Source organism: Microbulbifer maximicatervae (SeqCode) (genome assembly GCF_052466985.1).
Window position 1 is genome coordinate 2204907 of the sequence record NZ_CP174298.1, and the last position, 14310, is coordinate 2219216.

General features: G+C 52.7%; 18 protein-coding genes. 4 read left to right on the plus strand and 14 right to left on the minus strand.

Translation table 11 applies throughout. The features are described from left to right. Positions 1-3 precede the first annotated feature (3 nt). The 12 genes from ACJJI3_RS09730 to ACJJI3_RS09785 form a co-directional block, all read right to left on the minus strand. Entirely contained in the window at positions 4-1371 is a 1368-nt protein-coding gene (locus tag ACJJI3_RS09730; RefSeq protein WP_444942296.1) for an ATP-binding protein, read from the minus strand. Continuing rightward, positions 1368-2042 (minus strand): response regulator transcription factor, encoded by a 675-nt coding sequence (locus ACJJI3_RS09735; RefSeq protein ID WP_282931897.1) that lies wholly within the window; start codon positions 2040-2042, stop codon positions 1368-1370. The genes ACJJI3_RS09730 and ACJJI3_RS09735 overlap by 4 nt, the downstream gene beginning before the upstream one ends. Positions 2043-2076: 34 nt before the next feature. Continuing rightward, positions 2077-2394, minus strand: a complete 318-nt coding sequence (locus ACJJI3_RS09740) for a PepSY domain-containing protein (RefSeq protein ID WP_282931896.1) — start codon at positions 2392-2394, stop codon at positions 2077-2079. A 65-nt stretch (positions 2395-2459) separates the two neighbouring features. After that, entirely contained in the window at positions 2460-3023 is a 564-nt protein-coding gene (locus ACJJI3_RS09745) for a glycine zipper 2TM domain-containing protein (RefSeq protein WP_413664972.1), read from the minus strand. 143 nt (positions 3024-3166) lie between these two features. Continuing rightward, on the minus strand, positions 3167-3868 hold the full coding sequence (locus tag ACJJI3_RS09750) for a DUF3106 domain-containing protein (RefSeq protein ID WP_444942297.1): 702 nt from the start codon (positions 3866-3868) through the stop codon (positions 3167-3169). Further along, on the minus strand, positions 3861-4100 hold the full coding sequence (locus tag ACJJI3_RS09755; RefSeq protein ID WP_444898060.1) for a hypothetical protein: 240 nt from the start codon (positions 4098-4100) through the stop codon (positions 3861-3863). The genes ACJJI3_RS09750 and ACJJI3_RS09755 overlap by 8 nt, the downstream gene beginning before the upstream one ends. Further along, on the minus strand, positions 4084-4470 hold the full coding sequence (locus ACJJI3_RS09760; RefSeq protein ID WP_444916544.1) for a hypothetical protein: 387 nt from the start codon (positions 4468-4470) through the stop codon (positions 4084-4086). The genes ACJJI3_RS09755 and ACJJI3_RS09760 overlap by 17 nt, the downstream gene beginning before the upstream one ends. Further along, a complete protein-coding gene (locus ACJJI3_RS09765) occupies positions 4467-4991 on the minus strand; it encodes an RNA polymerase sigma factor (protein WP_444912518.1) in 525 nt (174 codons plus the stop codon). Before ACJJI3_RS09765 ends, ACJJI3_RS09760 begins: the two co-directional genes overlap by 4 nt. A gap of 362 nt (positions 4992-5353) precedes the next feature. Further along, complete coding sequence (locus tag ACJJI3_RS09770) at positions 5354-5767, minus strand: hypothetical protein (protein WP_413664967.1); 414 nt, start codon at positions 5765-5767, stop codon at positions 5354-5356. Between the two features lie 149 nt (positions 5768-5916). Next, the gene (locus ACJJI3_RS09775) at positions 5917-7281 is read right to left on the minus strand and encodes an L-cystine transporter (RefSeq protein ID WP_413664966.1); all 1365 of its coding nucleotides are present in this window, start codon (positions 7279-7281) and stop codon (positions 5917-5919) included. A gap of 162 nt (positions 7282-7443) precedes the next feature. Further along, a complete protein-coding gene (locus ACJJI3_RS09780; protein WP_444894511.1) occupies positions 7444-7905 on the minus strand; it encodes a TlpA family protein disulfide reductase in 462 nt (153 codons plus the stop codon). Continuing rightward, positions 7823-9226 (minus strand): YihY family inner membrane protein, encoded by a 1404-nt coding sequence (locus ACJJI3_RS09785; protein WP_444905921.1) that lies wholly within the window; start codon positions 9224-9226, stop codon positions 7823-7825. The genes ACJJI3_RS09780 and ACJJI3_RS09785 overlap by 83 nt, the downstream gene beginning before the upstream one ends. 172 nt (positions 9227-9398) lie before the next feature. On the opposite strand from ACJJI3_RS09785, the gene arsC reads away from it, so the two are divergent. From arsC to sppA, 4 genes are all read left to right on the plus strand, one after another. Continuing rightward, on the plus strand, positions 9399-9743 hold the full coding sequence (gene arsC / locus ACJJI3_RS09790; protein WP_444916543.1) for an arsenate reductase (glutaredoxin): 345 nt from the start codon (positions 9399-9401) through the stop codon (positions 9741-9743). Further along, complete coding sequence (gene wrbA / locus ACJJI3_RS09795) at positions 9743-10363, plus strand: NAD(P)H:quinone oxidoreductase (RefSeq protein WP_444898064.1); 621 nt, start codon at positions 9743-9745, stop codon at positions 10361-10363. Before arsC ends, wrbA begins: the two co-directional genes overlap by 1 nt. A gap of 10 nt (positions 10364-10373) precedes the next feature. Beyond that, positions 10374-10721, plus strand: coding sequence for a DUF2069 domain-containing protein (locus tag ACJJI3_RS09800; protein WP_413664962.1), 348 nt, complete (start codon positions 10374-10376; stop codon positions 10719-10721). A gap of 86 nt (positions 10722-10807) precedes the next feature. Continuing rightward, positions 10808-12673, plus strand: a complete 1866-nt coding sequence (gene sppA, locus ACJJI3_RS09805; protein WP_444942298.1) for a signal peptide peptidase SppA — start codon at positions 10808-10810, stop codon at positions 12671-12673. 30 nt (positions 12674-12703) lie between these two features. On the opposite strand, the gene ACJJI3_RS09810 is transcribed toward sppA, so the two are convergent. Together ACJJI3_RS09810 and ACJJI3_RS09815 are read right to left on the minus strand one after the other, a co-directional pair. Next, the gene (locus tag ACJJI3_RS09810) at positions 12704-12997 is read right to left on the minus strand and encodes a DUF3175 domain-containing protein (RefSeq protein ID WP_444942299.1); all 294 of its coding nucleotides are present in this window, start codon (positions 12995-12997) and stop codon (positions 12704-12706) included. 75 nt (positions 12998-13072) lie between these two features. Then, entirely contained in the window at positions 13073-14281 is a 1209-nt protein-coding gene (locus ACJJI3_RS09815; protein WP_444942300.1) for an MFS transporter, read from the minus strand. Positions 14282-14310: the final 29 nt, after the last annotated feature.

Sequence of the window (14310 nt, forward strand, 5' to 3'; positions counted from 1 at the left end):
AAATTACAGTTGTACCGTAATTTCCGTACCTCCCTGAGGAAGAGGGGCCGCATTTATTTGCCCTTCATAGCTCTCAACAATATCCACTACCACGGCAAGTCCAATACCCTGCCCAGGTTGCTGTTCATCGGCACGAACGCCCCGCTGGGTAACCGCTTGCCATTTCTCACTGTCCAGCCCTGGGCCATTGTCTTTAACCCGAATAGACAGTTTGCGAGTATCTTCCATATTCTCAACGGCAACCGATAATTTCCCGTCACCATATTTATAAGCGTTATCCAGCAAGTTACCCAGGACTTCCATCAGGTCACCTTCGTCACCATAAAACAGGGTGTTTTCAGCACAGGAACTTTCGACATCACACGGCTTACTGCGATACACCTTTTCAAGCGCATCCAGTATTTTATGGAGCAGTGGCGCGACTGGTGTCCCCCGTATAATGGATTTCGGCGAACTGGTTACTGCCCGCTGCAGTTGATAGCTGATAATACTGTCCATCCGCTGCACCTGATCCGTTAGCGTCTTGCCGGCGGTTGTTGAATCTCCAGAAAATTTGAGACCTTTCAATACCGCTAATGGCGTCTTCAGGCTGTGGGCCAGGTCAGCTAATGTATGCCGGGTTTTTTCTCTCTGGCGGCGCTCATTTTCAATCAACAGATTTAAGTTATCTGTCAGTGGGCGTAGCTCCCGAGGAAAATTACCCTCCAATCGATCAGCACCCCCACGCTGCATTTCCTGAAGCGCATTAGCCAGGGCTGTCAGCGGGGCAAACCCCCAGCGCAGAACCAACCACTGTGCAAGGATTAATAACAATGCTCCCAACCCCAACCAGTGCCACATGGTTGAGCGAAACTGCCCCACTTGAGCCTGTAGCGGGGCCGCATCCTCGAGCACTGCAAAGGTAAACAAATTTTCATCTTCCAGCCCCCAGGCAACCCCTTGGCGGAAACTGCTATAACTTCCCTCTTCTCCCGGAACCGATACCTGCGAATAGGACTGCTGCCCCTGGGAAAGCGGATAGAACTCCAGCTGCGGCATTGCCAGGGCTGACTCCGAACGCCAGATAATCTCACCCTCCCGATCAATAACAGCGCCCACCAAGCCGGAATCAGGCTGGTTGAAGCGTTGCTCGGGCAAACGCGGGGGCAGAATCAGGGTTTTACCTTCCGGCTCAGCAACCGCCAGCAGGGTGTAAATGTAGACCTGCAGCTCCCGCTGCTTGGCTTCATTCAGGGACGTGCGGTAGGCGTGCTCAAGGACTCCAGAGATAAGAAGAATAAAGCCGACCAGCACAAAACTGGTAACCAGGGCCAGACGCCCCTTTAAGGAACCCAGAATATAGGAAAGCAGGGGGAAATTGATGGATCTCACTGCGGAATCACAAAGCGATAGCCGCGCCCGCGCAAAGTCTCGATAGGCTTAAGCTTGGCTGCCGCATCAATTTTTTTCCGCAGGCGTCCAATAAACACCTCTATCACATTGCTGTCCCGGTCACAGTCCTGCTCATAGATATGTTCTGTCAAGGTAGTTTTTGACACCACCTCATCCGGATGTAGCATCAGGTATTCAAGTACCTTGTACTCAAACGAAGTCAGGTCCAATTCAACTTCATCCACACTAACCCGTTGCGCACTGGTATCCAGAACGATAGGTCCGGCTTTAATCGTCGGCGATGAGAAACCTGCGGAACGGCGAACCAGGGCATTCAACCGTGCGAGCAGTTCTTCAGTATGGAAGGGTTTTACCAGGTAATCGTCCCCGCCAGCTTCCAGGCCGGAGACCCTTTCCTGCCAGTGTCCCCGAGCCGTTAAAATCAGGATAGGAAAATGCTTCTCTTCACGGCGCAGTGTTTCAATAACCTGGATACCATCAATTTTGGGTAAACCCAGGTCCATTACTGCCACGTCATAGGGATATTCCCTTCCCAGATAAAGTGCCTCTTCTCCATCGGGGGCTTCGTCAACGGTGTACCCGGCCGTGCGCAGGGACTCTGCCAGCTGCTGCCGCAGTAATGCTTCATCTTCAACTAATAGTGCGCGCATAGTAATTACCTTATTGCGGCTCGCAATTATTCTGCTAGCGGGATATACGGCCGCTCTGTTTATCGACAAACACCACATAAACCTGGCTTTTGGCCGACAGTCCCTTCACCCGATACACGGCTCGCCCCTGTTTTTTGGTCTCAGAAATGGCGAGAATTTTTCCACCAAAGCGTTGTTTTACGATTGAAGCAGCCCGATCCCTTGAGATTTCTCCCCCTTGAACACGAAGAAAGTGGGGCTGGAAACTCTCCCGCTCATAAGCGGGGTAGCTGTGTACCGTGGCACTGCAGAGCGCCGGCAAAAACACAGCGGTAAAAGCAATAAAGCCAAGTAAGGTACGATTCAGTTTCACGGCGCGGCTCCTGTGGATATCCAATTTTCCACCCTTTATAAACTCCCTGCCGCCCTCAACCGGGCTCAAAGAGCCGGTGAGACGTCGACATGGACCCGGATTCTATCGCCCGGATGATGGTCAGTGCGAGTCAAGTAAACTTGCCCATTATACCGATAGCGGACATCGTATCCGACTAATTCCCTTCTTGTAGAGTATTCATCTACAACATGGCAACGGGACTCTGTTGCATAGTGGACTGGAGCATTGGCACGGCTGATCTGGTTACCTACCAGGGCGCCCACCAAAGCCCCTGCGATTGTGGCGCCGCCACGATTGTGACTGCGATGATAACCGTAGCGTCCACGGTGGCCGTGATCGCCTAAGTTATTGCCGATTGCAGCACCTATAAGTCCCCCCACTACAGTACCTGCCGGGGAAGTCGGCTCGCGATAGGCAACCTGTTCATCGCGACACTGAGTCGTCGGTGTAACAACCTGAACATCGGTGTAGACGGGAGTAACCTCGGTAACTCGCGCATAATCATAGCCACCCGCAGCATAGCCTCGGGGGCCCGCGCTGGCAGTAGAACTTAGACCCACCAGTGCCGCAACTGCCGCACCCGCGATTAGCTGTTTGTATAGTTGCACGATATATCTCCCGCTAGTCATCAACGGGAGCCAGATTACTTAAGATGATCTGAATAGACGCTGAATTACACTGTCGTACCAGCGTAGCAGCGAGGTAAAACGATAAGCCAGCCTCTCAGGATTGGAATTTGAATGGCAGGGCACTATTCAGGAGCCCCAGATGAACTATCAGTCTCCTCATCACCCTCTCGTCGGTCACTGGCCTCTCGATCACGCCTAGGCCGAGAATCCTGGTGCCTTCTCCCCCTTTCGTGCTCCCTTCTGGGCCTATCTCCTCTCGCCCGGTCGCCCCTTGGTCGGTCTTCTCTGTGCCGGTTTCCTCTAGGTCTATTCTCATCGGACCTATCCCTCCTAGGCCCATCTTCCCTGAGTCTATCCCCTTGCGCTCGCTCTCCCCGAGCCCTATCACCCCTGGGCCTTTGCGGTTCACTCCTATCGCCCCTAGCTTCCCGCCAGCGCTCGCGCACTTGCTCTCTCTGTTCGGGGGACATCTGCCGATATCTCTCACGAGCCTCACGGATACTCTCACGTCTGCCTTCCGGCAGGGCACGGTACTGTCGATAAGATTCCCGCAGCTGATTACGGCGTTCCTGGGGCAGAGACTGCCATTTTTCATAGCGCTGCCGAGCATTGTCACGCTGCTCAGGGCTCATTGAGTTCCATCGACGCGCACCCCGCAACAACCTCTCCTGCTGGCTATCAGACATGTTGGGCCAGCGCTCTTCCATGCCCTGTAACAGCTTGCGATCACTATCACTTAGGCTTTTCCACTCCACCGACCACGCCATACCAGCCCAAATCAGAGAGGCTGCCATCAAACAAGTTGCGACCAGGGTTTTAATCATGACTGTCCCCCAGCCATATATCTTTGCTTTTGGTGCCTTCTTGGGTTTGCCCGGGACCTTGAACCAACTCGGGATCTTCAGGGATAACGACATCACCTTGTTCATCGACCCACTCTTCCAGGAATAACAGGAATTCCTCCGGCAGAGGCTCAGCTTCCTCCGCCTCGGTAGTACCTGGAAATACGAGCGCACACATAGATATGATGAATAAAACACTACGAAGAGTGCCCATCCAACTCCTCCGCCAACCACTGATAAAACTCCATATCCTCAATCATCTCGATATCCATATCTTCATCCAGCAGCCAATCACCACTCACTAGCAGCTCTGTACGACTTTCATTATTGATAACAGAACTGGGCCACCATAGAGCAAGAAATAGCACTGCGGCAGAAGCCGCTGCAACTGGAAGGTATGGATACAAGGTATTGAGTGAAAAGTACCGTTTTTTATTATTTTGATCTTGCGCTGCGGAGCGGATTCGCCGCAACTCAGCCAGGGTTTCCGTATCGAGCGATCTCTCTCTACGTATAACAGCGGCACTGGCCGCTCCGAGTATACGCTTCTCGTTAGTCGATGAATTGTTTTCTAAATTACTCATTCCATCGCCTCCAAATGAACCCGCAGGCTGCGCAATGCTCGAGAGAGGTGAGTCTTCACACTTCCCTCGCTACAAGCCATAGCCCCTGCTGTCTCACTGACATTAAAGCCTTCAACGCAGCGCAACAAAAAAGCCTGCTGTTGACGCAGAGGTAACTTTTCAATGGCGCGGTCAATGGCATCAATCGTACGTTCACCGATTAGGACACTATCCGGGCTGCGGCCGTTGGGGTCGGGAAATTCACTCAGATCCCATTCATCGCCTTCGCTATTAATAGGAAGTTTATCTTTCAACAGCTGCCAACGGGACAGGTTTTTCTTGCGACGATGCCAATCGGTTATGCGGTTATTAAGAATGGTAAAAAATAATGGGCGCCACTCCGCACGGTCTCGGCAGCTATAGCTTTTGACGAGTGCAAGCATAGAGTCCTGAACTATATCCAGCGCATCATCACGGTCCCCTACAGCATATTTCGCCATAGTGAATGCCCGCTTTTCAACTGAAGCGAGAAACTGATCCATAAAAGCCGATTGAGGTCCCTTGACGAGGATGCAATCCTTCTACGGCTATTGCGGAGCCTCTAAATAATTCCGTGATATTTCTTTGCCTGTCAGGGCAGCTCACAGTCTAGGCGCAGCTTCACAGGAGTGTTTAAACCTTTCGAGAAGTCGCAGCGCAGAGTATGAACCACTCTGAAATCCCCGTAGGACAGACTTAGAAGGCCCCAGCTACTGCATAGCTCTTGCAAAGGACTAAGGCCTTTATCAGCAGGCTGCGCCTAGCGACTGCAGTCTTCCAAGACTATAGAAATATCACGGAATTATTCAGAGGCTCCTTAGTTTGCCGCAACCCACTAGATAATGCCTGCTACAACCAACAATCACTAATCGTTATTGTTGTCACGGGATCTACGATGGTGCTTTTTTGTCCGCTCGCCGCGTTCGTTCTTCCGATCGTATCTATTATCTATTCGCTCGCCTTTTTTATCGAGGCGCTCGTTTATTTTCTCACCTTTGTTATCCAGGCGCCTATCGATACGATCACCTTTTTTATCTAAATGTGCAGCTAATTTGTCTCTCCCATTAGCGGCAGCCTGCTCAGACCGCTGGTCCAAGCGCTCATTAATACGATCACCTTTATCATCAAGGCGCTCTTCAATGCGATCCCCCTTTCTGTCGAGACGATTTTCGATACGGTCGCCGCGATCATGTCCATCATCCTCACTGCTTTCAGCTTGCAGCGAGAGGGGAAAACCAAGGCTAAGCGCCAGTACTGACAGTCCTATCAGTTTATTCATAAGTTGCTCCAGTTCCGTGAACAAAAAACTCAATGCGTTAACAGCACTGACTATAACGTCAGGCACTAGAGCTGGTTGACAGGACTCCTATGAAAAATCGGCAAAATCAGAAGACAAAAATAATCGGTGCGCAAAGTACCGTTCTCTGCTCAACCCTCTACAACTTCCGGGCCGGGCACTTCATCACCGAGCCAGCGTTGTGTCAGGGTGCCAGCAGTCATAGCGCCGTTAACATTCAGCGCGGTTCGCGCCATATCAATCAGAGGTTCAACAGAAATCAGCAGAGCCGCGATAGTGACTGGCAACCCCATCGCCGGCAATACCACCAAGGCTGCAAAGGTCGCCCCGCCACCAACGCCCGCTATACCGAAAGAACTGATCATTACAACCGCCACTAAAGTAGCGATCCATACCGGGTCCCATACATTGATCCCCATCGGCACTGCCACCATCACTGCCAGCATAGCCGGATAAATGCCGGCGCAGCCGTTTTGCCCAATAGTCGCACCGAAAGATGCAGAGAAATTGGCAATTGCTGGAGACGTACGCAGCTGGTCTACCTGAGTCTCGACATTCAGGGGAATAGTTGCAGCACTGGAGCGGGAGCTAAAGGCAAAAACCAGCACCGGCCATACCTTGGTGAAATAGTGCAGTGGATTGATACCATTAATCAGTAGCAGCAGACCGTGCACCAGGAACATCAAACCAATAGCCGTAAAGGAGGCCAGTACAAAACTCAATAAGTTAAGAATATCCCCCATACTGGATTTAGCGATCAGGCCGGTAACCAAAGCCATCACGCCGTAAGGGGTAAAAGCCATCACTAGTCGCACCAGCTTCATAACCCAGACTTGAGCCACATGAACGAAGCGCTCAATCGCTGCGCCCTCTTCGGGAAATTCACGGCGAACCGCCAAGGCTGCCAACCCTAAAAGCACCGCGAATATAACCACCGCTATAACAGAAGTAGAGCGAGCCCCGGTCAGGTCCAGAAAAATATTGCGCGGCACAAAAGAGGTAATAATCTCAGGAATGGAAAGGTCTGTGACCTTGCCAATGCGCTCATTCAGCACTTCCACTCGCGCAGCTTCCCTGGAACCCTCAACCAATCCCGCAGCCGACAAACCAAATAGCTCGGCCATAGCCACGCCAATTAGAGCGGCCACCGCCGTTGTTCCCAATAGCACCCCCAGGACTGAAATACTGATTTTGCCCAGCGCCTGGGTATGGCTGACTTTAACTACCGCCACTAATATGGAAGTCAGCACCAGGGGCATCACGAGTAAATACAATAGATTTACGTAACTGTCCCCTATCATCTCTACCCAAGGTATCACCTCTGCGGGTGCAGCCCCCCATCCGCGAGACAGTTGCAGGGTGCCTCCAAAGATAACCCCAAGAATAAGGCCTGCCAGCACTGCTGGTGCGAGGGAGTCACGGCCTCGCTGCCAGCGAAAAAGTCCGTATATAAAAACAATAAATAGAAGCAGGAAAGCAAATGAACTGATATGCATAAGGTCTGGGTCCCACCCGGAACGAAAGGGGAAAGTGGCGGCATGCTATCAGCGATCCGCCACAAGCCTATAGATGTGTTAGTTATAGTTTTATAAAGTTTGGGAGCTTCTAATAATCCACTGTTACCCCGCCGGCTTTTACCAGCACTCCATTAGTACTCGCTATAGATTGAGAGCCGAAATGAAGTCGTCTCTATCCTGCGGCCCAACCAATGTTTTATGCCAGCGACCATCGGTACCAATAATGAACGTAGAAGGCAGCACCTCCGGCTTCTCCTGCCCCCAGCGCCCTTGCGGTTCGGCCACTAGAACGGGAAAAGTAATACCCAACTTATCCGCCTGTTTTTGTATTTCCGCAATCGGTAAATTGTCGAAGTTCACCCCAACAACAACGACATTGTTGTTACCGTCGGCCAGTTGGTTAAGGACCGGGATCTCCTCTCGACAGGGCTTACACCACTCTGCCCAATAGTTAACCAGCAAAACCTTACCCGATACATCCAACTCTTCCCCATCAATGGCTAGAAGCGATTTATCGTCTTTAGCGCAGGCGCTTATTCCGCATACCAACAAAAGAAAGGTGACCGCTGCTGCTCTTGCCATCTTCACTTTGACTATTTTCATCAGGCCCACTTTCTCCCCCGCTTTCAGAGTTTGTTTGCTTATCATCAGTCCCGCCGTCGTGGCCCAGCTCAAGGGGCTTATCTTCAGCTTCCTTTTGCTCGGCCTCCAGGAACAACTCTCCAACAGTGATACCTAATTGCTCCCGGGTTGACTCTCTGGCATTGGCAAAGCGTTGCTCTACCTCTCCATACCAGGGCAATCCATCCAGACTCGCAGGAATTCCACTGGGCATCCAATCCGAACTCAGCCAACCTGCCAATTCAACCAGGGACACCGTATTCAGGTCCCTCAGCAAAACATAATCATTGCGATCAGTCTGGGTCACCATACGATTAGCCTGAAGGATATTCCGCAACCTTCGCCACTGAACAAACTTGATTCCCATACGGGAAATATCTCGCTCCTTCAGAGGCCTCCCCTTCGCGCATTTCTTATACATCTGCCAGAGAACAATAAGGAGGGCAACCAGGTCAGAATGCTCCCGCTCCTGGGTCGCAGCTTGATAAACCGATAGTGTGCGCACCAACACACAGCCGGCCAATACCAGTATCCACATCAAATAAATCCAAAGCAGGAACAGGGGAACAACAGCGAATGCCCCATAGATTGCCTGGACCGAACTCCGCGCTACCAACAAGCCGAATAAGTACTTCATAACCTCGAAAACAATCGAGATTATGATCCCCCCCTCTATTCCGTGGCGCAACGGGACATAGCAATTGGGCACAGCTATGAACAATAGGGTAAAAACTATGGAGCTGAAAACAAACGGTAGAATCCTGAATAACAACGAAGTTACCTCAAAGGAATCCGCTCCACCCAAGAAAAATTTTTGTGAAAAGACAAAAGTACTTGTCGCCAGTCCCGCCCCTAATAGGATTGGACCGAGACTCAATATCGCCCAGTACAAAAGAAAACTCGAAACGCCGCTGCGGCCTTTTTGGACGTCCCAGATAGAATTAAAGGTCCCCTCGATACCGCGAAGGGTCAAACCCGCAGTAATAATCAGCATCGCGATACCAACGCCAGTCAAACGCTGTGCCTGTTCGGAAAAACTGCTGATATATTTTTGGATCTCGCGCCCACTCTGAGGCAAAAAGTGGGTGAACAGTTGATCCTGTAACCTACTCTGCAAGCCGGCAAAGTCGGGAAACAGTGACAACATGGCGTAGCTCACCGTCACCAGGGGAACTATGCCAAACAGTGTCAGGTAAGTGAGAGCAGCCGCGCGTTGCCGACAATCCTTTTCATCAAACAGTTTCCACAGTGACGTCGCAAAGCGCAGCCAGTGGTTTCCCCAATCCTTTACGGTGCTTCTCATTGTGATCTCTCTATGCCTGAACATCTCGCCCAGGCCGCAGTATTACTGCCCCAAATAGCCAAGGAGCTCCCGAAAACCCCGCAGGACGTTGGGGGAATTATTCAGAAGCGCCTTAGAACTCCGCAACATTCTTCGGTTAGAATACGCCAAACAGTAACAGGATGCCGCCACAATGTGGACGATTTACCACAACCCCCGCTGCTCAAAATCCCGCCAAACCCTACAGCTATTGCAGGATAACGGTATTGAACCGGAGGTGGTTCTCTATCTACAAACCCCACCTTCTGCCGAGGATATTCAGAAGTTACTGCACAAACTGGATATTGATGCACGACAGTTGTTGCGCACTGGTGAAGAGCCCTACAAGCAGTTAAACCTGAAAGACAAAGATCTGGCCGAATCCCAGTTAATTGACGCAATGGCTCAAAACCCTATTTTGATCCAACGTCCAATCGTTATAAAAGGCGACAAAGCAGTGATAGGACGGCCCCCTGAAAATGTACTGGGGCTGATCTGATGGATCGGGACAACGAAGGCTATGTCCTCATCCTCTACTACAGCCGCACCGGTGCCACGGCGCGTATGGCCACCGAACTGGCTCGCGGCGTAGAGGCCAGCGGGATTACCGCTCGCCTGCGCACCGTGCCCGGCGTATCCCCAGACACTGAAGCCAGCGAGCCGCCGGTACCCACCGAAGGTGCCCCCTACTGTACAATCGAGGACCTGCGCAATTGCTCCGGTTTACTGATGGGCAGCCCCACCCGCTTTGGCAACATGGCCTCTCCGCTGCGCTATTTCCTTGACCAAACCAGTGATATTTGGCTCGATGGCAGCCTTACCGGTAAGCCGGCTGCGGTATTTACCGCCACTGGCAGTCTTCACGGTGGTCAGGAAACTACGCTGGTATCCATGATGCTGCCCCTGCTGCACCACGGCATGTTAATCGCCGGCATCCCATACTCCGAAGCCGCCTTAATGCGCACCCGCACTGGCGGCACACCCTATGGTGCCTCACACTGGTCCGGTGAACATGCCACATCGCTTTCCGATGACGAAGTAACCCTGTGCCGGGCACTGGGCAAGCGAGTCGGCAGCCTGGCACAGACGCTGGATAATTCGCATAACGGCGACAACTAGAGGATAAAGTGTGAACGATTCTGTACAGCGCAAGCTCAAGATAGCGCTGCGAATTAACTGGATTTGTTATATCGGCATGCTCGTACTGTTTGTCGTCTGGAATCTATTCCTCGAAGGCGGCTCATTGTTCCTGTGGTGCTTGCAGACCATACCACTGCTGTTGGTACTACCTGGGTTACTAAAGCAGCACTATCGCAGCTATCTGTGGCTCTGTTTTATTCTTTTGCTGTATATCACTGCCAGTATTGTCGACGTAATGATGCCTACACGCGGCTGGCAGGATGGCGTACTGGTAGTCCTTAGCCTTATCCTATTCTTTTCATCAATGATGAGCAGCCGCTGGCATCGCATGCAATAGCCACCGGCAATACTCACATTGCTAATGATTTTGTAACTGATAAATAGACAACGCTTGCCCCTCAGCGCACTAAGGAGTTTTGAGGTTTGACTGATTCATCCAATGAGAAAGGACTGTTCCGCAGCTTTTTTGGTGCCATTGGCGGCTCAATTACCTGGCTGAGGCGAGTGTTTACCAACCTGGTATTCCTGTTAATACTGGTATTCCTGGGTATCGCAATTTTTGGCAAGGACGAACAGCTGGTAGTCCCACAAGGCGCGGCCCTGCGCGTGGCTCCGAGTGGATTTCTGGTAGATGAGCTCAGCCAGCCCAGCGGATTACCGATTTTCTTCGGCGGCTCCCAGGGGCCAGCGGAAATCAGGGTTAAGGATCTTGTCGACTCTATCGACAAAGCCGCACAGGACAAACGCATTTCCGCACTGGTGCTGGAGCTCGACAATATGGTCGGCGGCAGTCTCAGCAAGCTCGACGAGATTGGCGCAGCCCTGCAGCGCTTCAAGGCTGCCGACAAGCCCATTTACGCGGTGGGTGATAACTACACCCAGGCGCAATATTTCCTCGCCAGCCACGCCGACAAGGTGTACCTGAATCCAATGGGTTCCGTGATGCTCACCGGCTTTGGCGTCTATCGGAATTACTATAAAAGCGCACTTGAAAAGCTCAAAGTCAATTTCCATGTGTTCCGCGTTGGCGACTACAAGGATTTTATCGAACCCTATACTCGCGACGACATGTCTCCGGCTTCCCGTGAGAATAACCAGCGCTGGCTGCATGAACTCTGGAGTGAGTACACCGAACAGGTAACCGGCCTTCGCAACTTGCCAACTGAGAGCATCGATCTATTTATCGATGAGTTACCCCAGAAACTGCAGCAGCATGAGGGCGACTGGGCACGTACTGCTCTGGCCAATAAACTGGTCGACCAACTCGCCAACCGCAATATGGCAGTGCAGGAATTACGCAAAACCATCGGTGAAGATGAGAATGATGAGCGCAGTTATAAAGCCATCGATGCCCTCACCTATTTGCGCAGCCAAAAGCTCAGCGAAGTCACCGCCAAGAAAGAACCCAATAAGATTGCCTTAATCACGGCAAGCGGTTCTATTGTCGATGGCCGTGCCCCCGCCGGCAGAATCGGCAGCGAAAGCCTGGGAGAACTAATCGCACAGGCGCGCAAAAAAGAAGTTGATGCACTGGTTCTGCGCATTGACAGTGGCGGCGGTTCTGCCTTCGCGTCAGAAGCAATTCGACAAGAGTTACTCGCCACCCGCGAAGCGGATATCCCTGTCGTTATCTCCATGGGCAGTCTGGCCGCATCTGGAGGCTACTGGATTGCTACCGGTGGCGATCGAATCTGGGCCTCTCCCGCAACCCTGACAGGCTCCATTGGCGTATTTGGCGCCTTCCCGACCTTCGAGGATTCGCTTGAGGCACTGGGTATTTATACCGATGGTGTGGGCACTTCAGACTTGGCCGGCAGCATGCGCTTGGATCGTGCCCTACCCGAGGCAGCCGCCAGTATCCTGCAACAGGGAGTTGATAATACCTACGCCAGGTTCCTGAGAATTGTGGCCGAGTCCCGTGGCAGCACTCCCAAGGAAGTGCACAAAATTGCCCAGGGCCAGGTCTGGACCGGTCGCGCGGCTAAAAACCTGGGGCTGGTAGACGACCTGGGCAATCTCAACGACGCCATTGCCGACGCCGCACAGCTTGCTGAGATCGAAGAATACGATGTAATAGAGATCCAGCGCGAGCTGACTCCCGGCGAAAGATTCCTGCGCGCCCTGAGCGATAATGTGGATGCACGTATCGCCGCCAGCCTTGAGGCAAACCTGCCACTCGGCGCCTGGTTAAACAGCTTACAACCGGTTTTGGCACCAATCGGCGAACTGCAGAGCTTCCGCGACCCACGCGGACTCTACGTGCGCTGCCTGCCCTGCCTAGCCCCCTAAAAGACTTCATCGCCTCTACCCTGCGCCGGCTCAATGCCGGCGCGGACGCCCATAAAGCTCACGCAATTCATTTTTCGCAGCCTCCAGGATTCTGCGCCTGCGCGCAGGTAGGTGGTGGCCCGCACGGTTGATATAAAAAGTGAGCATAGACATGGCTGAGCGGAAAGGCTCTGATTTGCGCTGCTGACTGGCCTCAGCTGCACTCTTCAGGGATTTGGCTATCGCTTTGGGGTCATCCAGGCTAAATACCCCCTCCTCAAGATGAAGTGCATGGCTACTGGACGTGACTTTCTGTGACCACCTGGCGCTTTTCGTTGAGACCAAACCTCACCTCCACAACAGCGGCTCCTTAAATATATGGTGGTTCAATGGGATTTGGTCATTGATGGGCAATCCAACCTATACCTCACTATCGGTAATTTTCACCTGCCGCAGGGCGCCGCTCAGGGCAACCAGCGCAAAAGCCAGCAGACTCAGGATTCCCGCCCACAACAAGGTGGTCAGAGGCGCCGCTACCTCACTCAGTACTCCCGCTGCCAGCGCACCCAGAGCCGCAGATCCAAACAGGGCAAACTGGTAAATAGAGATAATGCGACTGCGATATTCTGCCGGCGCCAGCAACTGTACAATTCCTCGCCCCAACCCTGCGGAGGCTGCCGCAACCGCCCCCCAGCACAGGCACAGCAGGATCAGCCCAAACTTGGTGGGCCCCAGGCTGATAGCAATCAAGAGTGCAGCGCTGTAAAGCAAGCACATCAAAATTCCCCGCCCAGGCTCCTGTCCCTGGCCCCGTCTCAACATGGTCACCGTCGCGATCACCGTGCCCGCTATAAATGCCAGCTGCAGGGTCGCGTAGTAACCAGCACCGCGACCGTAGTCTTCAGCCAGTAACGGTAAGACCACCAGGAAAACCCCAATATGCACAAAGCCATTGAATGCCATCAATGCGGTCAGCTCTCGCAAAACCGGATGTTTCCAGGCCTGACTAAGGCCATCCAGAATCAGGGTGTGGGGTCGCTTCTCTGGTGCCTTTTGACGCTCTAGAGGCTGGCGCAAGGAGAGAAGCAATAATGAAGCCACTAGCACAACGGCAATCTGTACACCCAGCAAGTGCTGCAAGCCCCACTGGTCAAATCGGCTCGCTAGCAGCATACCCACTGCCTGGCCGCCGTACTGCGCCAACATCATCCAGGTTACGGTTTTTTGCACGCCTCGCTCAGTGGCCTGCCCCTTGCGGTTGCGGGCACTGCGCTGCACCAGGTTGTCCCGTGCCGGCTGTAAAAAAGCACTGCACACCCCCAGGCAAATTCCGTAAACCATCAAGGTGGATAAATTCAGGACATGGAAGGTGAAATACAACAACAATGCGGTATGACAAAGCGCCAGGCCCAAACAGGCCAGAGCCGACACCAGAGCCGGGTCTCGCCTATCTGCCAATGCACCGCCAAACAACAGGAATACCAGGTTTGGCAGCAATACTGATGCCTGAATCCACCCCAATTGCAGGGCGGGAAGATCCACGATCGTCAGCGCAATCCAGGGCAGTAATATCACCTGCAACCCGGTTGCCAGGGAGGTGCCGCTATAGCCCAGCAGAAATCTTTGCAATCGGGTTGGCATTCTAAATACGAAATAAC

What these genes read in the sequence shown, in the direction of transcription:
- ACJJI3_RS09770 (WP_413664967.1), bottom strand. Translation starts at nt 5,767, where the DNA reads ATGAATAAACTGATAGGACTGTCAGTACTGGCGCTTAGCCTTGGTTTT.
- ACJJI3_RS09750 (WP_444942297.1), bottom strand. Translation starts at nt 3,868, where the DNA reads ATGATTAAAACCCTGGTCGCAACTTGTTTGATGGCAGCCTCTCTGATT.
- wrbA (WP_444898064.1), top strand. Translation starts at nt 9,743, where the DNA reads ATGGATCGGGACAACGAAGGCTATGTCCTCATCCTCTACTACAGCCGC.
- ACJJI3_RS09765 (WP_444912518.1), bottom strand. Translation starts at nt 4,991, where the DNA reads ATGGATCAGTTTCTCGCTTCAGTTGAAAAGCGGGCATTCACTATGGCG.
- ACJJI3_RS09755 (WP_444898060.1), bottom strand. Translation starts at nt 4,100, where the DNA reads ATGGGCACTCTTCGTAGTGTTTTATTCATCATATCTATGTGTGCGCTC.
- ACJJI3_RS09760 (WP_444916544.1), bottom strand. Translation starts at nt 4,470, where the DNA reads ATGAGTAATTTAGAAAACAATTCATCGACTAACGAGAAGCGTATACTC.
- ACJJI3_RS09735 (WP_282931897.1), bottom strand. Translation starts at nt 2,042, where the DNA reads ATGCGCGCACTATTAGTTGAAGATGAAGCATTACTGCGGCAGCAGCTG.
- ACJJI3_RS09780 (WP_444894511.1), bottom strand. Translation starts at nt 7,905, where the DNA reads ATGAAAATAGTCAAAGTGAAGATGGCAAGAGCAGCAGCGGTCACCTTT.
- ACJJI3_RS09775 (WP_413664966.1), bottom strand. Translation starts at nt 7,281, where the DNA reads ATGCATATCAGTTCATTTGCTTTCCTGCTTCTATTTATTGTTTTTATA.
- arsC (WP_444916543.1), top strand. Translation starts at nt 9,399, where the DNA reads ATGTGGACGATTTACCACAACCCCCGCTGCTCAAAATCCCGCCAAACC.
- ACJJI3_RS09785 (WP_444905921.1), bottom strand. Translation starts at nt 9,226, where the DNA reads ATGAGAAGCACCGTAAAGGATTGGGGAAACCACTGGCTGCGCTTTGCG.